The sequence below is a fragment of the Stappia sp. TSB10P1A genome (genome assembly GCF_900185725.1).
Classification (GTDB): Bacteria; Pseudomonadota; Alphaproteobacteria; order Rhizobiales; family Stappiaceae; genus Stappia.
The window spans coordinates 31,218-52,457 of record NZ_FYAU01000002.1; the positions used below are offsets into that span (position 1 = coordinate 31,218).

The window sequence follows — 21,240 nt, forward strand, 5'->3', positions numbered from 1 at the left end:
ATGTTCTTGTCGCGACTTTCCCGCAAGCTGTGTTGACCTGGATCAAGGCGGCTTCGAGCCAATCGGCGATACCTGCGCCTTGACCCTGTGGGGTTTGGATCATCAAGAGACTCGGGGCGCGCACCAATGGCTCAAGCTCAAGCCAAGTACATCACGATGGAGGAAGGCTTCTTCGCCGCATTCCTCGTTGTGATTGCCTTCGCCTGTCTGATCATCGCCGGCAAGACGTATGATCAGGTCATGGCCTTCCACACCGCAATCGGCTCGCTCGCTGCAGCCGTTGGCGCCTTCCTTATCTTCAAGAAGTTCTTCGAGGGCCGCGCACCGGTCCCGCAGGAAATCAACGGCAAGCCGAACTACAACCTCGGCCCGATCAAGTTCGGCGCCTGGGCGGCGGTGTTCTGGGGCGTCGCCGGGTTCACCGTCGGCCTTATCATCGCGCTGCAGCTTGCCTATCCGGTGCTGAATTTCGACCTTCCCTGGACGAATTTCGGCCGGCTGCGCCCGCTGCACACCTCGGCCGTGATCTTCGCCTTCGGCGGCAACGTGCTGCTCGCCACGTCCTTCTACGTGGTCCAGCGCACCAGCCGCGCCCGCATGCCGGGCACGATCGCACCCTGGTTCGTGATACTCGGCTACAACATGTTCATCGTCATCGCCGGCACGGGCTACCTGCTGGGTGCAACCCAGTCGAAGGAATATGCCGAGCCGGAGTGGTACGCCGATCTGTGGCTGACCATCGTCTGGGTAGCCTACCTGCTGGTCTTCCTCGGGACTTTGTGGAAGCGCAAGGAACCGCACATCTACGTGGCCAACTGGTTCTACCTGGCCTTCATCGTCACCATCGCGATGCTGCACATCGTCAACAACCTGACGGTTCCGGTGACGATCTATGGCACCAAGTCCTACATCCTGTGGGCGGGTGTCCAGGACGCCATGGTGCAGTGGTGGTACGGCCACAACGCGGTCGGCTTCTTCCTGACCGCCGGCTTCCTCGCCATCATGTACTACTTCGTGCCCAAGCGCGCCGAGCGGCCGGTCTATTCCTACCGCCTGTCGATCGTGCACTTCTGGGCGCTGATCTTCCTGTACATCTGGGCCGGTCCGCATCACCTCCACTACACGGCGCTGCCGCAATGGGCCTCGACGCTGGGTGCCACCTTCTCGATCATCCTGTGGATGCCTTCGTGGGGCGGCATGATCAACGGCCTGATGACCCTGTCGGGCGCCTGGGACAAGCTCCGCACCGATCCGGTGCTGCGCATGATGGTTGTCTCCATCGCCTTCTACGGCATGTCGACCTTCGAAGGTCCGTTGATGAGCCTGCGTGCCGTCAACTCGCTGTCGCACTACACGGACTGGACCATCGGTCACGTCCACTCGGGTGCGCTCGGCTGGGTCGGCTACATCTCCTTCGGCGCCCTCTACTGCCTGATCCCCTGGCTGTGGAACAAGAAGCAGGTCTACTCGCTGAAGCTGGTGAACTGGCACTTCTGGATCTCCACGATCGGCATCGTGCTCTACATCTGCGCGATGTGGGTGTCCGGCATCATGCAGGGCCTGATGTGGCGTGCCTATGACAGCATGGGCTTCCTCGAGTACTCGTTCATCGAGACCGTCGAGGCGATGCATCCCTTCTATGTCATCCGCGCCCTTGGCGGTGCCCTCTTCGTCGCGGGCTCGCTGATCATGGCCTACAACCTCTGGATGACCGTACGGCATGGCGAGGCTGAAGAGGCCGAAACCGCTCCCGTCGGCACCATGGCTCCGGCCGAGTAAGGGGAGAGCAAGATGTCCATTTGGAAAAAACACGAAATCCTCGAGAAGCGCTCCCTGGTTCTCGTCATCGCAATTCTGGTCGTTGTCTCCATCGGCGGCATCGTCGAGATTGCCCCGCTCTTCTACCTGAAGAGCACCATCGAGAAGGTGGAGGGCATGCGGCCCTACACCCCGCTCGAACTGGCCGGGCGCAACATCTACATCCGCGAGGGCTGCTACCTGTGCCATTCGCAGATGGTGCGCCCGATGCGGGACGAACTGGAGCGCTATGGTCACTTCAGCCTGGCGGCCGAGAGCATGTATGACCACCCGTTCCAATGGGGGTCGAAGCGGACCGGACCGGATCTCGCCCGCGTCGGCGGCAAGTATTCGGACGAGTGGCACCGCGACCACCTGGTCGATCCGCGGTCGGTGGTGCCGGAATCGATCATGCCCGGCTACCCCTTCCTGCTCAACGCCAGGGTGGAGACCCGGGGCATCTCGGATCACCTGAAGGCCAATGCCATCGTCGGCGTGCCGTATGACGAGGCGCAGATTTCGGAGGCTGCACGCGATCTGATCGCCCAGGCCACGCCCGACAGCGATGCGGTCGACAGCTTCCTGGAACGTTACCCCAACGCCATCGTCCGCGACTTCGACGGCGATCCGAGCAAGGTGACGGAGATGGACGCCCTGATCGCCTATCTCCAGATGCTCGGCACCCTTGTCGACTTCTCGATCTACGACAACAAGGCCAACCTGCGCTGAGGAGGCGGTGATGAACGAGACATACGAGGCCGTCGCCAGCTTCGCCCAGACATGGGGGCTGATCTACTTCGTGGTGCTTTTCGCAGGTGTCGTCGCCTATGCGCTGTGGCCCAAAAATGCCAAGCGCTTCGACGACGCGGCACAGATCCCCTTGCGGGAGGATTGAGACATGGCTGACGGGTACAAGAAAGAGGTCGACCACATCTCCGGCGTCGAAACGACCGGGCACGAGTGGGATGGTCTGAAGGAACTGAACAATCCGCTGCCGAAGTGGTGGCTCTACATCTTCTACGCCACGATCGTCTGGGCGATCGGCTACTGGGTGGTCTATCCGTCCTGGCCGCTGATTTCCGGCTACACCGCCGGTGTCCTCGGCGACAGCCAGCGCGCCAATGCGCTGGCCGCCTACGAGGCCGGCATGGCAGAGCGGGCACAGATCGGCGAGAAGCTGATCGACGCCTCGCTGGAAGAGATCGAGTCGACCCAGTCCCTGCTGGAATTCGCCATGGCCAACGGCCGTGCGGCCTTCGGCGACAACTGCGCTCCGTGCCATGGTACCGGCGCGGTGGGTGGCGTCGGCTATCCCAACCTGCAGGACGACAACTGGATCTGGGGCGGGTCGCTCGAAGACATCCATCTGACGCTGCAGTACGGCATCCGCTCGGGTCATGACGAGACCCGCGTCGGCGACATGCCGTCCTTCGGCACCGATGGCCTGCTCGACAAGGAGCAGATCATCCAGGTGGCGAACTTCGTCGGCAGCCGTGTCGGCCTCGAGCCGGAGGCGGGCGTCGATCTTGCGGCCGGCGAGGAAGTCTATGCCGAGAACTGTGCCTCCTGCCACGGCGACGACCTGAAGGGGATGCGGGAGGTCGGCGCTCCCGATCTGACCGCCAACAACTACCTTTACGGCAAGTCGATCCAGGCGATCGCGGCGCAGGTGACCAATGCCCGCAACAGCGTGATGCCCGCCTGGGCGCCGCGTCTCGATCCGGCGACGGTGAAGTCGCTCGCGGTCTATGTCCACGCCCTTGGCGGCGGCGAATGAGCCGCTGAACAGGCAAGGACTGAGCTTCGAAAGGCGCCCCTAGCGGGCGCCTTTCCCGTTTCAGGCCGGAGTGCGGTCGCCGCCGCGAACCTCCTGCCGATCCCCGCTCGCTTCCGGATCGTGGGGCCTGCTGCGGACCTGCGAGGGCGTCTGCCCGGTCAGCCGGCGAAAGGCGCGAGAAAACGCGCCCTGGTCGTCGTAGCCGAGGCGCCAGGCAATCTCGCCGACGGCAAGCGTGGTGCGTCGCAGCGCCCAGAGCGCATAGTCGAGGCGCGCCTCTTCCGCCATCGCCCGGAAGGTCGAGCCCTCGCCATCCAGCAGCCGGCGCAGGCTGCGTCCCGACATGCCGAGATCGGCGGCGATGTCGCCTTGCGAGAACGGACCCTGCCCGACGCGCCGGCGGATCGCCTCGGCGATGTCATGGCCTGGGGCGCGGTCGCCGCGCGGCGGCTGCGGGGGCGTCTGTGGCGCGGCCGCGGGCATCAGCGCGCCCGGGTCGACGATACGGTCGAGAAGCCGGGCCGGGAAGGCAAGCATGTTGAGCGGCTGGCCGTAGAGCGGCACGCTGCGCGCCTGTCGCGACAGCGCGGCGCTGCTGCCGTCCTGTTCGTGCTCCAGCGTCAGGTGCGCCGGCAGGTCCGGTCCGGCGGAACGCTCGACGATCGCATGCAGAAAGCCGAGGGTGAACTCCGCATCGCGCGAGCGCGGCCAGATCCGCGGATCATGGATGCGGTAGGCGAGGATGCAGGTGTCGTCCTGCACCCGGCACTCGAAGGTCGTCCCCTCCTGCATGGCCTGCAGGTCGCAGAGCACCCCGGCGAGGAGCCCGCCGAGCCGGGCCTCGCCGAGGCCGGAGGGAAACAGCGTGGCCAGTGCCGGCTCGGCGATCCGCCGGCCGCAGGACCACAGGCAGGCGTCGTTCGCGGCCTGGAGGCCGGCGTTTTGCAGCAGCGCGGTGAAGCGGTCGAGCGGGATCGGCTGCGCGCCGGGACGGGACGGGCTCAGGCCGGTCTCGGCCAGCGCGCGCGACACATCGAGCCCGGCCTCGTCGAAGACGTCGCAGATCAGCGGCAGGGTCGCGGCGGAGATCGTCGCTTTGAACATGAGCGAAGCGGGAGCCGATGCGCAGGAGGATGTGGGGGCCGCCGGGGAGGGGCGATGTGGGGGCAGGGCGCGTGGCGTGGCATGGGGCAGGGCATCCATGGCCGTCTCCGGATCCGTCGCCCGATGGTGGGCGGCGGATCCGGGACTGTCAATCACGGGTGCGGACCGCGCTATTCCGGCAGGCGGATCGTGAGTGCCGGATTGTAGGGGAAGAAGTTGAAGGGGCGCAGTGTGAAGCCCTTCCACATGGTCGACATCACCGGCCAGTCTTCCATGTGCGGTACATGGTGGAAGCCCATCGTGTACCAGGTGACAATGTCGGTGTTGTCGATCGGCCGGTCCTGTCTCGTCCAGGCCGCCAGCGTGTCGGACCCGTCGCTCTGGAAGGCAAACCGGCCGCCCGCATAACGCTCACCAGCGTTGTAGGGCGTGTTCCACAGCGTGTACTCGACATAGGCGTTGCGCTTCATCGGCATGTCGCCCTCATAGTCGAAGGGCGCGTAGGCGACGCTGTTGCCCGGCACGATCATGTAGCCGGGATGATGGCCGAGCGGGCCGTGCGCGTCCATGTTCATCACATGATACATGGCCGGCGTGGCGGGGGTGATCTTGTAGCGCCCTTCCAGCTCCGTCCTTGCCGTCGTGTTCTCGGTGACCCAGAACGAGCGTCGCGGCGCGCCGTCTTCCGGCTTGCCCGGAACGAGCGCCGTACGCATGAAGCTGTTCGCCTGGCCGTCGATGTCGAAGTCGAGGCGGAAGTTGAAATAGTGGTCGTGATTGGGGGCGATCAGGTTGGGCGCGACCAGCGTGCCGTAGCGTGTTTCCTCGGCCGCGCCCTCGTCATGCATCGACTTGATGGCGGCGCCTTTCACTGCGTCGAGGCCCGTCGAGCCGACCATCACGTCGATCCGGCCATCCTGATGGAAGACATAGTCGACGAGGTAGTCGTAGTTGCCGACTTCGGAGGCCGAGCGAAGGACGAGCTGCGTCGCCGGGCGTCCCTCGGCCGGGACCTGCTCGTTTTCGCCTTGCGCGAAGATCTCGAAATGCCGCCAGGCGGGATCGCCGATGCTGCGCTCGAAGATACAGATCGCGTCGGGAATTGAGAGGGGCGCGCCCTCGTCGGTATGCACCACCGCCGGCAGGAAGGTGGCATGGGCCGGGCAGTCGACGCCCGCGCGCAGCGGCGACAGGAAGATGCCGAAGCCGTACTCGCCGCTGTCCATGTAGGTGCGCCAGTACCAGCCGTCGTCCGGATCCATATACGGAACGAAGACCTCGGACAGATGCGCCTGGTAGAGGACGGACCGCCAGCGGTCGCGGTCGCGCACCTCGATATTGGACAGCACCACGCCCGGACGTTTGTCGACGCGGGCGCGGAAGCGCCAGATGTCCCAGGAGATCAGCCCGTTCTCGATGGTGATGTTGGTGCCGCCGGGCTGCGACAAGGTGACCGGATTGCCTCTGGGGCGCAGCGCGCCGGTGCGCGCCTCGACCTCGGCTTCCGTATAGCCCCAGCCGTCCTCGGGGATCGGCCGCACGCCGGTGTCGAACACCTGGACCACCGCTCCGGCATTGAGGTCGACGACCGCGTAGAGCCCCTCGATCGGCTTGGCATAGAAGTTGGAGCCCTCGGGCAGCACGTAGCAGGGCACTTTCATCAGCCTGCGGCCGTCTTCCTCGGGCAGGCCGAAGCGCCCGGCGGTGAGCGGCAGGCAGAAGACCTGTTCGGCCGTCAGTCCGCGCTTTTCGAGGCCGGCGACGAAGTCCGGATCCGATGTCGCGAGATCCATCGCGGTCATGAATTCGGCGACCAGGATCATCGTCTCGGCGGGAGCCGGCTCGACCGAGACGACCGCCCCGCCGGCAAGGTCGACCTCGGCGATGAAGACCCCGTCCCCCGTCTTGAAATGCACCTCGACGGCACGGGGCTCCGGATCGCCCTCGCGCCAGCCGAGGACCACGGATTTTTCCGGCTCTTTCAGCGAGATATAGGGAAAGAGCGTGCCGTCGCCGGCATGGCCGGCCTGGGTCAGCAGCGCCACTGCCTCGGTGATTTCCGCCTCGGTCAAGGCATCGAGCGGATGGCTTGCGGCCGGCATCGCGGCGGATGCCAGCAGCCCGGCGGCCACGCAGGCGGCCGCCACGGATCGAATATGCGACATGGAAGTGTCCCTCCTCGAAGTCTACCCGTCTGGAAGCGGTGCCGGATCTGCCGTCCGGTCGTGCCCGCCGATCGGAAAGGATAGCGGCGGGCGGCGGAAGAGGTTGTGCAATTGTGGCCAGAGGCGCAGGATCGAGGACGGTTTTCCGGCGCCGCATCGCTTGACGCCGATCAAGGCGGCGGGCTGCCGCGTCGGATAGTGTCGTCGGCACAGGCTGCGGAGCCGGTCCCGGCTGCCGGCGGCGGATTGTCGCGGAGCTGACGTGTCGCAATCCGCTCGTTGGCGGCGGGCGGTAGACTCGCGCCGAAACGGGCGCCTCCGCCGGAACCCGACAGCATCCCGAATTCGGGACGGCGGAACCCATAGAGATGGGAGCCCACTGAGATGGACGGAACAATGCGCGCAGAATCGGATCCCTCCGGCGCCGGTGGACAGCCGGAAGAATGGTTCGCCTCGGCCAAGAAGATCTACCCGATGGCGGTGCACGGCACCTTCCGCAAGATCAAGTGGGCGGTGCTCTTCGCAACCCTTGGCATCTACTACTTCCTGCCCTTCCTGCGCTGGGACCGTGGACCCGATGCTCCGGACCAGGCGGTGCTGATCGATCTTGCCGGCCGGCGCGCGTATTTCTTCTTCATCGAGATCTGGCCGCAGGAGGTCTATTACCTCACCGGTCTCCTGATCCTCGCGGCGATGGTGCTGTTCCTGATGAACGCGGTCGCCGGCCGCATCTGGTGCGGCTATCTCTGTCCGCAGACCGTGTGGACCGACCTGTTCCTGTGGGTCGAGCGGGTGGTCGAGGGCGACCGGCGCGAGCGGATCCTGCTCGACGCCGAGCCCTGGACCGCCACCAAGGTCATGCAGAAATTCTCCAAACACACGCTGTGGCTGATGATTGCCTGGTGGACGGGCGGCGCCTGGGTGCTCTACTTCGCCGACGCGCCGAGCCTGGTGAAGTCGCTGGCGACCGGCGAGGCGCCATTCTCCGCCTATCTGTGGATCGGCATCCTCACCTTCACCACCTATGCCCTTGCCGGCCACATGCGCGAGCAGGTCTGCATCTTCCTGTGCCCGTGGCCGCGCATCCAGGCGGCGCTGACCGACGAGGAGGCGCTCAACGTCACCTATCGCTACGACCGCGGCGAGCCGCGCGGCTCGCTGAAGCAGAACCGCAAGCGCGAGGAGGAGGGGCTGCCGGCGGGCGATTGCATCGACTGCCAATTGTGCGTCCACGCCTGCCCGACCGGCGTCGACATCCGTCAGGGCACCCAGCTCGGCTGCATCCAGTGCGGATTGTGCATCGACGCCTGCGACACGGTGATGGACAAGGTCGGCAAGCCGCACGGGCTGATCGCCTACGATACCGACGAGAACATCAAGCGGCGCATGGAGGGCCGGGAGACCGTGGTGCGGATGATCCGGCCGCGCACCATCATCTATGCCTGTATCATCGTCGCGGTCACCGCGATCATGGCCTATGCGCTGGTGACCCGCGAACACGAGGGCATGAGCGTTCTGCACGACCGCAACCCGATCTATGTGGAACTGTCCGACGGCAGCGTGCGCAACGGCTACACCATCCGGATGCTGAACAAGCGCCTGGCCGCGCGCGAGTTCGCCCTGTCGGTGGAAGGCATGCCGGAGGGCACCCGCATCGAGGTGGTCGGCATCAGCGAGGCGGTGGAGGGCCATCCCCTGGTGCCGATCGGTCCGGACACCACCCGCGAGTTGCGCGTGCTGGTGTTTTCGCCGGTCGGTGCGGAGCTTGCAAAGTCGACCCCCGTCACCTTCCGCCTGCGCGACATGGCAAGCGGCGACATGGCGACGTCGAGCGACTTCTTCAAGGCGCCGTAAGCAGCGGCTGTCGACACGTACTAACCCGGATCGGAGGCTTGCGGCTGTCGCGAGCCTCCCCCATCCGTTAAAATCGCCCCCAATGGAAACAGCATCGACCAGGAGTTGAAGATGGCCGGAACCGCCGCTGGAGCGCAGCACCAGACAACCGAGCGCAAGATGACCGGGCGAACGGTCCTTGCATGGCTTGGCGGTTTCTTCTTCGTGATGCTGGTCGCCAACATCTTCTTCGTCTATTTCGCCCTGAGCACCTTCCCCGGCGTGGTGACGGACCGCGTCTACGAGGCGGGACAGGCCTATAACGGGGAAATCGCGGCCTCCCGTGCCCAGAAAGCGCTGAACTGGGATGTTGCCGGCAATGTCACCCGCGACGACAACGGCGTCGCGCGGATCGAGGTGACGGCGCGCGACAGCAATGGTGCGCCGCTGTCGGGGCTGGCGGTCGAGGCGACGCTGCAGCGCCCCGCGAGCCCGGAGCCGGCCCGCAAGCTGGTGCTGAGCGAAGGCGAACTTGGCCGTTATTCGGCCGAGGCGGAAGAAATCGCGCCGGGCCGCTGGATACTGCAACTCGACGCAAGGTCCGGAGAGGACGGGGAGGCCTTCCGTTCGCAGAACCGGATCTTCTTTGCCGAATAGACGGCGGGAAGAGGAGGAGCGGCGACCGACATGACCGTGCATGAGCGCGACTGGGATGCCTTCGTCACCCTGAAGGACGACGGCAAGGCCCATATGGATCTCGCCGTCGAGGGGGTGACCTGTGCCGCCTGCATGGTGGAGATCGAGCAGGGGCTCGGCCTGGAGCCGGGCGTCGAACGGGCCCGCCTCAACCTGACCAGCCACCGGCTTGCCGTGGAGTGGTGCCAGGAGACGACGAGCGCCGAGCGGATCATCGAGGTGCTGACGCAGCTCGGCTACCGGGCCCATCCCTTCGATCCGGCGGATGTGCGCGAGCGCTCCGACGCGGCCGGGCGGGAGCTCTTGCGCGCGCTGGCCGTCTCCGGCTTCGCGATGATGAACATCATGCTGCTGTCTGTCTCGGTCTGGTCGGGCAATGTCAGCGGCATTGATGCCGAGACGCGCGACTTCTTCCACTGGGTGTCTGCCCTGATCGCGCTGCCGGCCGCCGTCTATGCCGGCCGGCCGTTCCTGCGTTCGGCCTTTGCGGCGCTGCGGGCGGGGCGGCTCAACATGGACGTGCCGATCGTCATCGGCGTGACGCTGGCCCTGTTCCTGTCGGTGATGCAGACGGTCCAGTCGGCCCACCACGCCTATTTCGAATCCGCCGTCATGCTGCTGTTCTTCCTGCTGATCGGCCGCTATCTCGATCATATGATGCGCCGCCGCACCCGGGCCTTCGCCGAGAACATCGCGGCGCTGAAGGCGGAGACGGCGGTGATCCAGCGCCCGGACGGATCCTTGCGCGAGGTGCCGCTGTCGCGGGTCGAGCCGGGCGCCCTGATCCATGTGCGCGCCGGCGAGCGCGTGCCGCTCGACGGGCGCGTCGTCGCCGGCCATTCGGAGATCGACCAGAGCCTGGTGACCGGCGAGACCGCGCTCGCCGGCGTCGGGCCGGGAGATGCGGTCTATGCGGGCACGACCAACGCCTCCGCCAGCCTGACCGTGCAGGTGACCGTCGCCTCCGGCGCGACGCTGCTGGACGAGGTGACGCGCTTGCTGGAAACCGCCGCCCAGGCCCGCTCGCGCTATGTCCAACTCGCCGACCGGGTCGCCAAGCACTATTCGCCGGTGGTGCATCTGGCCGCCCTGCTGACCTTCGCCGGCTGGTATCTGGCCGGCAGCGGCTGGCAGCCGGCGCTGGTGATTTCCATCTCCGTGCTGATCATCACCTGCCCCTGCGCGCTCGGCCTTGCGGTGCCGGCGGTGCAGGTGGTGACCTCCGGCCTGTTGTTCCGCGCCGGCGTTCTGCTGCATTCGGGCGATGCCATCGAGCGCCTCGCCGAGGCCGACACCATCGTCTTCGACAAGACCGGCACGCTGACGCTGCCGTTGCCGGAAGTCGCCGGGGCCAGCGATATCGCCCCCGACACCCTGCATCTGGCCGGCCGGCTGGCACTGGCAAGTCGCCACCCGCTGGCGACCGCGCTGGCGCGCGCCGCCGATGCCGCGGTGCCGTTGGACGAGGTGCGCGAGACGCCGGGCGAGGGCATCGCCGCCCTGTTCGAGGGGCGCGAATTGCGGCTCGGCAGCGCCCGTTTCTGCGGGATGGACGAGGCCGAGGTGGCGGCCTTCGCCGCGCGGCATCCGGGCAGTTCGCTGATCGCCTTCCGCGATGGCGATGCCCCGGCGGTACCGTTCGCGGTCGGCCAGCGGCTGCGGCCGGATGCGGTGGAGACGGTGGCGCGGCTGCGCCGCGACGGCTACCGGCTGGCCATCCTGTCCGGCGACCGCACGGCTCCGGTCGAGCAGGTTGCGCGGGACCTCGGCATCGACGACTGGTCGGCCGAACTCACCCCGACGGCCAAGATCGCCCGGCTGGAGCATCTGGCCGGCGAGGGGCGCAAGGTGCTGATGGCCGGCGACGGGCTCAACGATGCGCCGGCGCTGGCCGCCGCCCATGTGTCGATCTCGCCGGTGACGGCGGTGCATGTCGCGCAGGCCGCGGCCGATGCCGTCTTCCTCGGCGACAAGCTGGCGCCGGTCGCCGACGCGCTCGGTCATGCCCGGCGGGCGCACCGGGCGATGGTGCAGAACCTGCGCTTTTCGGTGCTCTACAATTTCGTCGCCGTTCCCTTCGCGGTGGCCGGCTTCGTCACCCCGCTCTGGGCGGCGCTGGCGATGTCCTCGTCTTCGCTGGTGGTGACGCTGAACGCGCTGCGGCTGCGGCTTGGCGATCCGCATGCGGCGCAGGCCCATTCCGCGCCCGCCCCGGCGCCCGCTTCCCCGAAGCGGGACCGCGGCGCGGCCCGGCCGGCAGTGGAGGCCGCCTGATGGACGTCCTGATCTATCTCATTCCGGCGGCGCTGGCGCTCGGGCTGCTCGGTCTGATCGGGTTCCTCTGGTCGCTGAAGTCCGGCCAGTACGAGGACCTGGAGGGCGCCAAGTACCGGATCCTGCAGGATGACGACCTGCCGGAGGATGAGCGAAAAAACGATCGGCCGGGCTAACCGATATTTCAGATTTCCCGTGCCATATGAAGGGGCACCGGAGGTTCAACGTGTCGCTTGATCTGGCATCCCTGACCTTTCTTCTCGTCGAGGACAGCGCTTACATGCGCACCATCCTGCGCACGATGCTGCAGGGATTCGGCGCGCGGCGTATCGTCGAGGCGGAAGATGGCGCCTCGGGCCTCGAGGCCATGGAACGCGCCAATCCGGACATCCTGATCCTCGACTGGGTGATGCCGATCCTCGACGGCGCCGACATGGTGCGGATGATCCGCAATCCGCATAATCCCTTCGCCTATATCCCGATCATCATGGTGACGGGCCACACCGAACGCAGCCGCATCATCGAGGCGCGCCGGCTCGGCGTGCACGAACTGCTGTCCAAGCCGATTTCCGCCAAGGCGCTCTATCAGCGGGTCAGCAGCGTCATCATGCAGCCGCGCGATTTCGTCAAGACGCCGAGCTATTTCGGTCCCGCGCCGCGCGAGATCCGCAACCGGCAGAAGATCTGGCAGGGCATGGACAACGGCGAGAACGGCAAGGCCGCCTGAGCCCATCGGGACCGCCTGAGCCGGCCGTCATCGCCGCAATTTCCACCTCTTTCCGCCGTCCCCGCAACGCCCCTGGAACTCGTCAGGCCTGACCCTCGATCAGTCCTCGTCGGGCCCCCGCACGGACGGGCCGGCCGGATCCTCGGCATCATGGTCCTCGGACGGGGCGGGGTCGCGCTGTGCCGCCGCCTTGCGCCGGCGAAGGTTGGCGCGCAGGGCCGCGGCCAGACGCGCCGCGCGGTCTTCCTCGCGGTTGGCCGACTTGCCGCTCCTGGCGGTGTCGCTGCCAGAGACGCTGCCAGAGACGCTGCCAGAGACGCTGCCGGCGTTCTTGCCGCTGTCGGGCGCTGCGCTCTTGCTGATGTGTCGCGGACGATCCGTCACGCCAATCCCCGTGCATGGTGAGGCTTGTCGACGCGCCGCGCTGGGGATTTGCCTGCCCGGTGCGCGGTGCGGCTTTCAGGATATGCCGCAAAACCGGGGCGGATCGCAAGGACTCCGAGGGCGCGCCGGGACGGCCGCGCCTGGCCGTTGCCGGCCTGGCGGAGCGGGACGTGGATTGCGATGTCAAAACCCGTGAACCCCTCTTGACCATGCCGGAATTTGCGCATACACCCGCGCTCATCGCTGCCGTAGCTCAGGGGTAGAGCACTCCCTTGGTAAGGGAGAGGTCGAGAGTTCAAATCTCTCCGGCAGCACCATCCATCCCCTTGAAATCGTTATTCTCCCTTGCTTTTTGGCCGCTGTTCGCAAGTCTCCAGTCGATCTGCGTGCAGGAACACGCAGATCGACTGGAGACTTGCGAACAGCTGCGGGATCTGGCGCCAGTTTATGCCCGGATTGGTGCAGGTGACGGGTAGGTGGCCGATGTGAAGGCGATTGCCGTCGGCGCCGCCAATGATCTCGTCTGCGCTGACTGGGGTCGTGTTGCTCAGTCGATTGCTGCGATCGGAAAGCGTTGCTTCCTGTCGGTGCGGCTCGGCTCACGCTGCCCAACGGCCTCAAGATCCGTGCCTTGCAAGCAAGATGCAGCACCGATCAGGCTGTGATGCCGCAATAGTATGCAAGTCCTGCGGTCAAGGCTCGATGGCGGCAGGCAAAATTTACCCTTTACGATGACCCACCTTTGACTGACATCAAATGGTTGTGCACGCGGGTGCCCTAAGCGTGCATTATGCAAAGCATGATCGGCGCTGTGCAGGCGCAGGCCGACATGACGCCATGCATTTTCTGTTTGCAAGGGACTTTCGATGAAGTGGAAACAGGTCATCGCCGTGACGGCTCTGATCGCGGCCGTCGCGGGCGGGTTCTATCTGTGGCGCACGATGAACACCGAGACGCTGCCCCACGGCATCGCCGCTTCGAACGGCAGGATCGAAGCCGAGCGCGTCGACGTTGCCACCAAGATGGCCGGGCGCGTGACGGAGGTCCTGGTCAGCGAGGGCGAGATGGTCGAGGCAGGGCAACTCGTCGCGCGCATGGATGTGTCGGAACTCAACGCCCGGCTCGCCCAGGCCCGCGCCACGGTCGCCCAGGCCGAGCAGGGTCTGCGCCAGTCCGAAGCGCAGGTCGCCTTGTACGAGGCCAAGCGCGACCTCGCCGAAAAGGAGCATCAGCGCACCGTCGCGCTGGTTGAGCGGCAGGTGAGCTCGCAGGAGCTGGCCGACCAGCGGCGCACCGCGTTCGACACCGCCGTGGCGGGGGTGGAAGCGGCCAAGGCCGGCGTCGGACTTGCCAAGGCCACCATCGAGTCGGCCAAGGCAGCAGTCGCCCAGCTCGAAGCCATTCTCGACGACACCCAGTTGCGCGCGCCCCGCGGCGGCCGGGTCCAGTACCTTTTGGCCCGCGAAGGCGAGGTGCTCGGCGCCGGCGGCAAGGTGCTCACCCTCACCGATCTGACCGACATCTACATGACCATTTTCCTGCCGGCACGCGATGCCGGTCTGCTGCAGGTCGGCAGCGAAGCGCGCCTGATCCTCGACCCCATTCCCGACTACGTCATCCCGGCGAATGTCACCTTCGTCGCCAGCAATGCCCAGTTCACACCGAAGTCGGTGGAAACGTCGGATGAGCGCGAGAACCTGATGTTCCGGGTGAAGCTGTCCATCCCGAAGGATCTTCTGACCCGGTACCAGGACCGCGCCAAGGCCGGTGTCGCAGGCGTCGGTTATGTGCGGACCGACCCTGCCATCGCCTGGCCGGGCTTCCTGGAGGTCAAGCTGCCGCAATGACGGGAGAACCGGCCGCCAGGCTGCAGGGCGTCACGCATCGCTATGGCGAGGTCGCAGCCCTCTGCGATGTCACGCTCGACATTCCGGCCGGCTGCATGGCCGGCCTGATCGGCCCGGACGGGGTTGGCAAGTCGACCCTGCTGGCGATCGTCTCCGGCGTGCGCCGCATCCAGTCGGGTTCGGTAACGGTGTTCGGCGGCGATATGGCCAGCGCGGCCCATCGCCGGGCCTGCAGCCGGCGCGTCGCCTATATGCCGCAGGGGCTCGGCCGCAACCTCTACCCAACCCTGTCGGTCCGCGAGAATCTCGATTTCTTCGGACGTCTGTTCGCACAGTCGGAGGCGGAGCGCGCGGAGCGGATCCACGCGCTGCTGGAAGCCACCGGCCTTGCGCCGTTTCCCGATCGCCCGGCCGGCAAGCTTTCCGGCGGCATGAAGCAGAAATTGTCGCTCTGCTCCGCCCTCATCCACGATCCGGACCTTCTGATCCTTGATGAACCCACCACCGGCATCGATCCGCTCTCGCGCGAGCAGTTCTGGGAGCTGATCGCCAGCATCCGGCGCGACCGCCCGCACATGAGCGTCATCGTCGCCACCGCCTATATGGAGGAGGCCGAACGCTTCGACTGGCTGGCCGCCATGATGGATGGGCGGATCATCGCTGAGGGCACGCCCGAGGCGCTGCGGCAGGCTGCCGGCGTCTCGACGCTGGAAGCTGCGTTCGTTGCCATGCTGCCGGAAGCCGAGCGGCGCGGACACCGTGCCGTCGAGGTGCCGCCGCGCGTGCCGATGGAGGGACCGCCGGCGATCGAGGCGCACGGCCTGACCTGCCGCTTCGGCGACTTCACCGCCGTCGACCATGTGAGTTTCGAAATCGAGCGCGGCGAAATCTTCGGTTTTCTGGGATCGAATGGCTGCGGCAAGTCGACCACGATGAAGATGCTGACCGGGCTTTTGCCGGCAAGCGAGGGCGATGCGCTGCTGTTCGGCGAGACGCTGAACGCCAACGACATGGCCACCCGGCGCCGCGTCGGCTACATGTCGCAGTCCTTCTCGCTCTATTCCGAGCTGACGGTGCGCCAGAACCTGGAGCTGCACGCAGCCCTCTACCGTCTCGCCCCCGAAACGCGCGCGGCCCGCATCGAGGAAATGCTGAGCACCTTCGACCTGCGGGGCGAGGCGGACATGCGGCCAAACGGGCTGCCGCTCGGCATCAGGCAGCGGCTGCAGCTTGCCGTGGCGCTGATCCACAAGCCGGAAGTGCTTATTCTCGATGAGCCGACCTCCGGCGTCGATCCGGTCGCACGGGACATTTTCTGGCAGTACCTGATCGACCTGTCGCGCAATCAGGGCGTGACGATCTTCATCTCGACCCATTTCATGAACGAGGCGGAGCGGTGCGACCGCATCTCGCTGATGCATGCGGGCAGGGTGCTGGCCGTCGGCGCGCCCGACGAACTGACCCGCAGCAAGGGCGCGGCCAGCCTGAACGACGCCTTCATCGAGATTCTGCGCGAGGCGTCCGGGCAGGACGTCTCACCCGAACCGGTCAGGGCAGCTCCGGTTTCGGAACCCGAAGTTCCAGCCCCGCGGCCGGCTCCGGCGTCCATCGCGGATACAGGCGGATTTTTCAGCCCGTCGCGCCTTTGGGCGTTTGCCCGCCGCGAGACGATGGAACTGCTGCGCGATCCCATGCGGCTGGTCTTTGCCTTTCTCGGACCGGTCATCCTCATGCTGACCTTCGGTTACGGCATTTCGCTGGACGTCCAGAACCTGCCCTATGCCGTGCTGGACCGCGACCGGTCCATGGAGAGCAGGACGCTGCTGGAGAGCTTCTCCGGCTCTCGCTATTTCGAGGAGCACGCGCCGGCGACCGGCAGGCGGGATCTGCAACAGCGCATGGTCGACGGCGAAATCAGCATCGGCATCGAGATTCCGCCCGGGTTTGGGCGCCAGCTCCTGCGCGGCGATACCCCGGAGATCGATGTGCTGATCGACGGTGCGATGCCGTTCCGTGCAGAGACGGCGCGCGGCTATCTGCAGGGCCTGGCCCTTGGCTATTACACTGACCAGATCGAGCGGCAGTATGGCGAGGTGATCTCGCCCTATGCCACCGAGGTGGTCACCCGTTTCCGCTACAATCAGTCCTTCAAGAGCGTGTTCGCCATCGTGCCCTCGGTGATGATGCTGATGCTCGTCCTCATCCCCGCCATCATGACGGCAATGGGCGTGGTGCGCGAAAAGGAAACCGGTTCGATCGCCAATTTCCGCTCGACGCCGGTCACGCGCAGCGAGTTCCTGCTCGGCAAGCAGCTTCCCTATGTCGTCATCGCCCTGATCAGCTTCGCCAGCCTCGTCGCCATCGGCTATGTGGTGTTCGGTGTTCCCCTGAAGGGCTCTGCTCCGGCGCTCATTGTCGGAACCCTGTTCTACATCCTGGCAACAACGGCCTTCGGCCTTTTGGTGTCGACCTTCACCAGGACGCAGGTGGCCGCCACCTTCGCCGCCGCGATCATCGCCATCATTCCCGCCGTCAACTTTTCCGGCCTGATCGTGCCGGTCTCCTCGCTGTCGGGGAGCGGCCGCCTGCTTGGCCTGGCCTTCCCGTCCTCCTGGTATCAGCAGGTCAGCGTGGGCACCTTCACCAAGGGGCTGGGGTTCGCCGAGCTTTGGCACAATCACCTGGCGCTGGCCGGTTTCGCGCTGTTCTTCACCGTCCTGTCGATCGCCATTCTGGACAAGCAGGAGACATAGAATGCTTCTGTGGCTCGCCAATGTCTATCGCCTGGGGGTCAAGGAACTCAGAAGCCTCGTCTTCGATCCCGTCCTGCTGCTGCTGATCGTCTATGTCTTCACGCTGGCGATCTATGCCGTTGCGACAGGCGCCAAGCTCGAGGTGCTGAACGCGTCCGTCGCCTATGTCGACGAGGACCGTTCCGCCCTGTCCGGACGCATCATCAGCGCCATTCTGCCGCCGGAATTCGATACCCCCGTCGAGATCTCCGCCGACCGGATCGACGCGAGCATGAACAGCGGCGCCTTTGTTTTCGTGCTGCGCTTTCCGCCGAATTTCGAAGCCGATCTGCTGGCCGGTCGCAAGTCCGAGATCCAGCTCAATGTCGACGCGACCGCCATGGCCCAGGCGGGCAACGGTACGGTGTTCCTGCAGTCGATCATCCAGGCCGAGACCGCGAAGTTCCTGAGCGGCAACGAAAACGCCGCGGCGCTGCCGATCAACCTCGTCGTCCGTGCCATGTTCAACCCGAACCTCGACTCGAGCTGGTTCAACGCGGTGATGCAGGTGATCAACAACGTCACCCTCCTGTCGGTGCTTCTGACCGGGGCCGCGCTGATCCGCGAACGCGAGCACGGCACCATCGAGCATCTTCTGGTGATGCCGGTGAAGCCCTCCGAGATCATGGTGGCGAAGATCTGGGCGAACGGACTGGTCATCGTACTGGCCGCCGTTCTGTCGCTGGTCTTCGTGGTGCAGGGTCTGCTCGGCGTGCCGATCCACGGGTCGATTGCCCTGTTCGTCTTCGGGGCCCTGATCTACATGATCTCGGTAACGGGGCTCGGCATCCTGATCGCCACCTTCACGACCTCGATGCCGCAGTTCGGCCTTCTCGCACTGCCGGTTCTGGTCATCATGAACCTGCTTTCCGGCAGCACCACGCCGATGGAAAGCATGCCCGCATGGCTTCAGGCGATCATGCAGGCATCGCCCTCGACCCATTTCGTTGCCTTTGCCCAGGCCATTCTCTACCGCGGCGCAGGGCTGACGACCGTGTGGCCGTCACTCGTCGCGATGTCGGTTCTGAGCGCGGTTTTCTTCGTCATTGCCCTGTCGCGCTTCCGCACGACCATGGCCGGTGCGCGCTGACCGCAACGCCAGAGTGGGCAGGGAGTTCAAGTCTCTCCAACGGCACCATTCTCCTGCATTTTCCGATGGTTCAGCGCCTCTTCGCCCGGCACTCGGCTTTCGTGCCGGGCGAGGTGCCGCTCTGCCGCATCTCGCAGGATCGCACAAAGGTCAGCTGCGGCTGATGTGGGGGCCTCCGCGCTGAGCAGTCTCACCTCTATCGGCGGCAGAGGGGGCAATCCGTGCGCGTGAGGGTCGATCTCCCGCAGGTCGTCAGGGATGCGGTGCCGTGTCCGCGCCGTGAGCCCATGGCCGGTGCGCAGCGCCGCCCACAGCCCTGGGAGGCTCGGCGTGGTCAACGCCAGCCGCCAGGCTCGCCCCGCCTCGTCGAGGCCGCGCAGCGCCGACCGGCGAAACAGGCAGGGATGGTCGAACAGCGCCAGCGGCAACGGATCTTCGATCGCTTGCGCCGCACCCGTGCCGATCCACACCAGCGGCAGGGTGGCGATGCGCTCGCCGTGCCCGTCCGAGCCGGCCGGAAAGAAGGCGAGGGCGGCATCCAGCCGCCCGGCGCGCACCTCCTGCGCCAGCACGTGGTTGCGGCCCGCGCGCACCTCCGCATGGGTGCCGGGATGCCGTTTGGCGAAGGCCCGCAGCGCGTCCGGCATCACGTCCTCGAAGAAGTCCTGCGGCAGTCCGAGCCGGACCGCGGCCGGCTGCGCCGCGGCGCCCAGCCGGTCGAGCGCCGCGTCGTTCAGCGCCAGGATGCGCCTTGCATGGCCGAGCAGCGTCTCGCCGGCCTCGGTCGGCACCAGGCCGCGGCCGCTGCGCCGGAACAGGACCTGGCCGGTCTGCTGCTCCAGCTTTTTCAGATGCATGCTGATCGCCGATTGCGAACGGCCGAGCTGGGAGGCGGCCCGGGCGAAGCTGCCGAGTTCGATGCCGGCGACCATGCTGCGCAGCGCGTCCATGTCGAGATTGGCTCTGATCATCCCGAAATCCTGAAGTCGATATCCTGAATTATCCGATATTCGAAAGATCATGGCCGCGCTAGCCTTCGCGCAGGTCCGACAAAGGAGGGTGGGAATGCGTATCGGGTTCATCGGTCTTGGCGTGATGGGGCAGCCGATGGCGCTCAATCTGGCGCGGGCGGGCGCCGATCTGCTGGTGTGGAACCGCACGGCCGAGCGCTGCGAACCCTTGCGCGAGGCCGGCGCGAGCGTTGCGGCGAGCGCGGCCGAGGTGTTTCGGAACGCGCAGGTGGTCATCCTGATGATGGCGAACGGGGCGGCCAGCGATGCGGTGCTCGGCCGCGGCACGGAGCGCTTCGCCGCCAATGTCGGCGGGCGGCTGATCGTGTCGATGGGCACCAGCGCGCCGGAGTGGTCGCGCGGGCTGGACGCCGACATCCGCGCGACCGGAGGGCGCTATGTCGAGGCGCCGGTCTCCGGCTCCCGCGTGCCGGCGGAGGAAGGGCAGCTCGTCGGCATGCTGGCGGGCGCTGCCGACGATGTCGCGATGCTGCGCGAGCTGCTGCGGCCGGTCTGCCGCGAGACGGTTGCCTGCGGCGCGGTGCCGGGCGCCCTCACCATGAAACTGTCGGTCAATCTGTTCCTGGTCACCATGGTCGCGGGCCTTGCCGAGGCCTTCCATTTCGCCGAGCGACAGGGCGCGGATCTGCAGTGTTTTCAAGCGGTTCTGGACGCCGGGCCGATGGCCAGCGCCGTCTCCCGGATCAAGCTCGCCAAGCTGTGCGCCAGCGACTTCTCGGTGCAGGCGGCGATCTCCGACGTGAAGATGAACAGCCGGCTGATCGCCGAGGCGGCGCGCGGCGCCGGGATCGCCGCGCCGCTGCTCGATGTCGCGGACGCGCTGTTCGGCGAGGCGGAGGGGCTGGGCCTCGGGACGCAGGACATGGCCGCCGTGGTCAAGGCGATCGCGGCCCGCAGCGACGGCGGGCCGCACGGCGCCTGATCAGGTGCCGGAATAGGCCGGCACCCGCCGCTCGATCCAGGCATCGAGCCCTTCGTGGATGTCGTTCGTCGCGACCATCCGGGCGAACTGCTCGCCCTCCGCGACCAGGCCTTCGGCGATGGTCATGTTGAGGCCGCGGGTGACGGCTGCGATGATGCCGGCGGCCGCCAGCGGCGAGTGGCGCAGGATCCGGCGGGCAAGGGCGCGGGCGCGGTCCATCACCTCGCCGGGCGGCACGACGGCGTTGATGAGGCCCAGTTCCAGCGCCCGCTCGGGGGTGAAGGGATCGCCGGTCAGGAGCAGCTCCAAAGCGCGTTTTCGCCCGGAAAGCCTAGGCAAACGCTGGGTTCCGCCGAAGGTCGGCGGGATGCCGATGGCGATTTCCGGCTTGGCGAAACGGGCCTCCGAACTGGCGACGGCGAGATGCGCGGCCTCGGTGATCTCGCAGCCGCCGCCATAGGCAAGGCCGTTGACGGCGACGATCACCGGCTTCGGAAAGGCCTCCAGCCGGGCGGTCATCGCCTGGCCGCGGCGGACGAAATCGCGCACCGCGCGGGCCGGGCCGAGCCGGACGCTCTCGCGGAACTGCGGAATGTCGCCGCCGGCGGAGAAGGCGCGCTCGCCGGCGCCGGTCAGGATCACCGCGCCAACGCGGGCGTCGAACTCGATCTCCTCCAGCCGTTCGAGCAGCCGGTCGGCCATCTCGTAATTGATCGCGTTGAGCTTGTCAGGCCGGTTCAGGGTCAAGGTGGCGATGCCGCCGTCGATCTCGCAAAGCACGGTGTCGGACATGGGGGTCTC

The 21,240-nt window shown here is 66.5% G+C and carries 18 protein-coding genes and 1 tRNA gene; 14 read left to right on the forward strand and 5 right to left on the reverse strand.

Annotated elements, in window-relative coordinates; translation table 11 throughout:
* Positions 1 to 126 precede the first annotated feature (126 nt).
* The 4 genes from ccoN to ccoP are packed head-to-tail and all read left to right on the forward strand — an operon-like array spanning position 127 to position 3,574.
* Positions 127 to 1,779 (forward strand): cytochrome-c oxidase, cbb3-type subunit I, encoded by a 1,653-nt coding sequence (gene ccoN, locus TSB10P1A_RS00145; protein ID WP_186385873.1) that lies wholly within the window; start codon positions 127 to 129, stop codon positions 1,777 to 1,779.
* Between the two features lie 12 nt (positions 1,780 to 1,791).
* Positions 1,792 to 2,526, forward strand: a complete 735-nt coding sequence (gene ccoO / locus TSB10P1A_RS00150) for a cytochrome-c oxidase, cbb3-type subunit II (protein WP_186385874.1) — start codon at positions 1,792 to 1,794, stop codon at positions 2,524 to 2,526.
* A gap of 10 nt (positions 2,527 to 2,536) precedes the next feature.
* The gene (locus tag TSB10P1A_RS00155) at positions 2,537 to 2,692 is read left to right on the forward strand and encodes a cbb3-type cytochrome c oxidase subunit 3 (RefSeq protein ID WP_186385875.1); all 156 of its coding nucleotides are present in this window, start codon (positions 2,537 to 2,539) and stop codon (positions 2,690 to 2,692) included.
* A gap of 3 nt (positions 2,693 to 2,695) precedes the next feature.
* Entirely contained in the window at positions 2,696 to 3,574 is an 879-nt protein-coding gene (ccoP, locus tag TSB10P1A_RS00160; RefSeq protein ID WP_186385876.1) for a cytochrome-c oxidase, cbb3-type subunit III, read from the forward strand.
* Between the two features lie 60 nt (positions 3,575 to 3,634).
* Here the strand turns inward: ccoP and TSB10P1A_RS00165 are convergent, their stop codons facing one another.
* The gene (locus TSB10P1A_RS00165; RefSeq protein WP_186385877.1) at positions 3,635 to 4,678 is read right to left on the reverse strand and encodes an AraC family transcriptional regulator; all 1,044 of its coding nucleotides are present in this window, start codon (positions 4,676 to 4,678) and stop codon (positions 3,635 to 3,637) included.
* Between the two features lie 170 nt (positions 4,679 to 4,848).
* Positions 4,849 to 6,843, reverse strand: a complete 1,995-nt coding sequence (locus tag TSB10P1A_RS00170; protein WP_186385878.1) for a tyramine oxidase — start codon at positions 6,841 to 6,843, stop codon at positions 4,849 to 4,851.
* Between the two features lie 396 nt (positions 6,844 to 7,239).
* Between TSB10P1A_RS00170 and ccoG the strand changes: the two genes are divergently transcribed.
* The 5 genes from ccoG to TSB10P1A_RS00195 all read left to right on the forward strand — a co-directional run bounded on the left by ccoG (position 7,240) and on the right by TSB10P1A_RS00195 (position 12,373).
* Positions 7,240 to 8,697, forward strand: a complete 1,458-nt coding sequence (gene ccoG, locus TSB10P1A_RS00175; RefSeq protein WP_208985342.1) for a cytochrome c oxidase accessory protein CcoG — start codon at positions 7,240 to 7,242, stop codon at positions 8,695 to 8,697.
* Between the two features lie 111 nt (positions 8,698 to 8,808).
* A complete protein-coding gene (locus TSB10P1A_RS00180) occupies positions 8,809 to 9,333 on the forward strand; it encodes a FixH family protein (protein ID WP_186385879.1) in 525 nt (174 codons plus the stop codon).
* Positions 9,334 to 9,363: 30 nt separating this feature from the next.
* The gene (locus TSB10P1A_RS00185; protein WP_186385880.1) at positions 9,364 to 11,646 is read left to right on the forward strand and encodes a heavy metal translocating P-type ATPase; all 2,283 of its coding nucleotides are present in this window, start codon (positions 9,364 to 9,366) and stop codon (positions 11,644 to 11,646) included.
* Positions 11,646 to 11,822 carry a cbb3-type cytochrome oxidase assembly protein CcoS gene (gene ccoS / locus TSB10P1A_RS00190; RefSeq protein ID WP_186385881.1) on the forward strand — a complete coding sequence of 59 codons (177 nt, stop codon included), beginning with the start codon at positions 11,646 to 11,648 and terminating at the stop codon, positions 11,820 to 11,822. Before TSB10P1A_RS00185 ends, ccoS begins: the two co-directional genes overlap by 1 nt.
* A 50-nt stretch (positions 11,823 to 11,872) precedes the next feature.
* The gene (locus TSB10P1A_RS00195; RefSeq protein ID WP_208984886.1) at positions 11,873 to 12,373 is read left to right on the forward strand and encodes a response regulator; all 501 of its coding nucleotides are present in this window, start codon (positions 11,873 to 11,875) and stop codon (positions 12,371 to 12,373) included.
* Between the two features lie 99 nt (positions 12,374 to 12,472).
* Here the strand turns inward: TSB10P1A_RS00195 and TSB10P1A_RS00200 are convergent, their stop codons facing one another.
* The gene (locus tag TSB10P1A_RS00200) at positions 12,473 to 12,757 is read right to left on the reverse strand and encodes a hypothetical protein (RefSeq protein WP_186385901.1); all 285 of its coding nucleotides are present in this window, start codon (positions 12,755 to 12,757) and stop codon (positions 12,473 to 12,475) included.
* Between the two features lie 242 nt (positions 12,758 to 12,999).
* Between TSB10P1A_RS00200 and TSB10P1A_RS00205 the strand changes: the two genes are divergently transcribed.
* From TSB10P1A_RS00205 to TSB10P1A_RS00220, 4 genes are all read left to right on the forward strand, one after another.
* A tRNA-Thr gene (locus tag TSB10P1A_RS00205) sits at positions 13,000 to 13,074 on the forward strand.
* A 549-nt stretch (positions 13,075 to 13,623) separates the two neighbouring features.
* Entirely contained in the window at positions 13,624 to 14,604 is a 981-nt protein-coding gene (locus tag TSB10P1A_RS00210) for an HlyD family secretion protein (protein WP_186385883.1), read from the forward strand.
* On the forward strand, positions 14,601 to 17,357 hold the full coding sequence (gene rbbA, locus TSB10P1A_RS00215; protein ID WP_186385884.1) for a ribosome-associated ATPase/putative transporter RbbA: 2,757 nt from the start codon (positions 14,601 to 14,603) through the stop codon (positions 17,355 to 17,357). Before TSB10P1A_RS00210 ends, rbbA begins: the two co-directional genes overlap by 4 nt.
* Before the next feature lies 1 nt (position 17,358).
* On the forward strand, positions 17,359 to 18,486 hold the full coding sequence (locus TSB10P1A_RS00220; RefSeq protein ID WP_186385885.1) for an ABC transporter permease: 1,128 nt from the start codon (positions 17,359 to 17,361) through the stop codon (positions 18,484 to 18,486).
* A gap of 26 nt (positions 18,487 to 18,512) precedes the next feature.
* Here TSB10P1A_RS00220 and TSB10P1A_RS00225 read toward each other — a convergent pair whose 3' ends face one another.
* A complete protein-coding gene (locus TSB10P1A_RS00225; protein WP_208986977.1) occupies positions 18,513 to 19,436 on the reverse strand; it encodes a LysR family transcriptional regulator in 924 nt (307 codons plus the stop codon).
* A gap of 115 nt (positions 19,437 to 19,551) precedes the next feature.
* Between TSB10P1A_RS00225 and TSB10P1A_RS00230 the strand changes: the two genes are divergently transcribed.
* Positions 19,552 to 20,439: an NAD(P)-dependent oxidoreductase gene (locus TSB10P1A_RS00230; protein WP_186385886.1), complete on the forward strand. Its 888-nt coding sequence runs from the start codon at positions 19,552 to 19,554 to the stop codon at positions 20,437 to 20,439.
* On the opposite strand, the gene TSB10P1A_RS00235 is transcribed toward TSB10P1A_RS00230, so the two are convergent.
* Positions 20,440 to 21,231, reverse strand: a complete 792-nt coding sequence (locus tag TSB10P1A_RS00235; RefSeq protein WP_186385887.1) for a crotonase/enoyl-CoA hydratase family protein — start codon at positions 21,229 to 21,231, stop codon at positions 20,440 to 20,442.
* Positions 21,232 to 21,240: the final 9 nt, after the last annotated feature.

Bases quoted from the DNA above. Each gene is read 5' to 3' on its own strand.
- ccoN (WP_186385873.1), top strand. From the start codon at position 127: ATGGCTCAAGCTCAAGCCAAGTACATCACGATGGAGGAAGGCTTCTTC.
- ccoO (WP_186385874.1), top strand. From the start codon at position 1,792: ATGTCCATTTGGAAAAAACACGAAATCCTCGAGAAGCGCTCCCTGGTT.
- TSB10P1A_RS00155 (WP_186385875.1), top strand. From the start codon at position 2,537: ATGAACGAGACATACGAGGCCGTCGCCAGCTTCGCCCAGACATGGGGG.
- ccoP (WP_186385876.1), top strand. From the start codon at position 2,696: ATGGCTGACGGGTACAAGAAAGAGGTCGACCACATCTCCGGCGTCGAA.
- TSB10P1A_RS00165 (WP_186385877.1), bottom strand. From the start codon at position 4,678: ATGTTCAAAGCGACGATCTCCGCCGCGACCCTGCCGCTGATCTGCGAC.
- TSB10P1A_RS00170 (WP_186385878.1), bottom strand. From the start codon at position 6,843: ATGTCGCATATTCGATCCGTGGCGGCCGCCTGCGTGGCCGCCGGGCTG.
- ccoG (WP_208985342.1), top strand. From the start codon at position 7,240: ATGCGCGCAGAATCGGATCCCTCCGGCGCCGGTGGACAGCCGGAAGAA.
- TSB10P1A_RS00180 (WP_186385879.1), top strand. From the start codon at position 8,809: ATGGCCGGAACCGCCGCTGGAGCGCAGCACCAGACAACCGAGCGCAAG.
- TSB10P1A_RS00185 (WP_186385880.1), top strand. From the start codon at position 9,364: ATGACCGTGCATGAGCGCGACTGGGATGCCTTCGTCACCCTGAAGGAC.
- ccoS (WP_186385881.1), top strand. From the start codon at position 11,646: ATGGACGTCCTGATCTATCTCATTCCGGCGGCGCTGGCGCTCGGGCTG.
- TSB10P1A_RS00210 (WP_186385883.1), top strand. From the start codon at position 13,624: ATGAAGTGGAAACAGGTCATCGCCGTGACGGCTCTGATCGCGGCCGTC.
- rbbA (WP_186385884.1), top strand. From the start codon at position 14,601: ATGACGGGAGAACCGGCCGCCAGGCTGCAGGGCGTCACGCATCGCTAT.
- TSB10P1A_RS00220 (WP_186385885.1), top strand. From the start codon at position 17,359: ATGCTTCTGTGGCTCGCCAATGTCTATCGCCTGGGGGTCAAGGAACTC.
- TSB10P1A_RS00225 (WP_208986977.1), bottom strand. From the start codon at position 19,436: ATGGACGCGCTGCGCAGCATGGTCGCCGGCATCGAACTCGGCAGCTTC.
- TSB10P1A_RS00230 (WP_186385886.1), top strand. From the start codon at position 19,552: ATGCGTATCGGGTTCATCGGTCTTGGCGTGATGGGGCAGCCGATGGCG.
- TSB10P1A_RS00235 (WP_186385887.1), bottom strand. From the start codon at position 21,231: ATGTCCGACACCGTGCTTTGCGAGATCGACGGCGGCATCGCCACCTTG.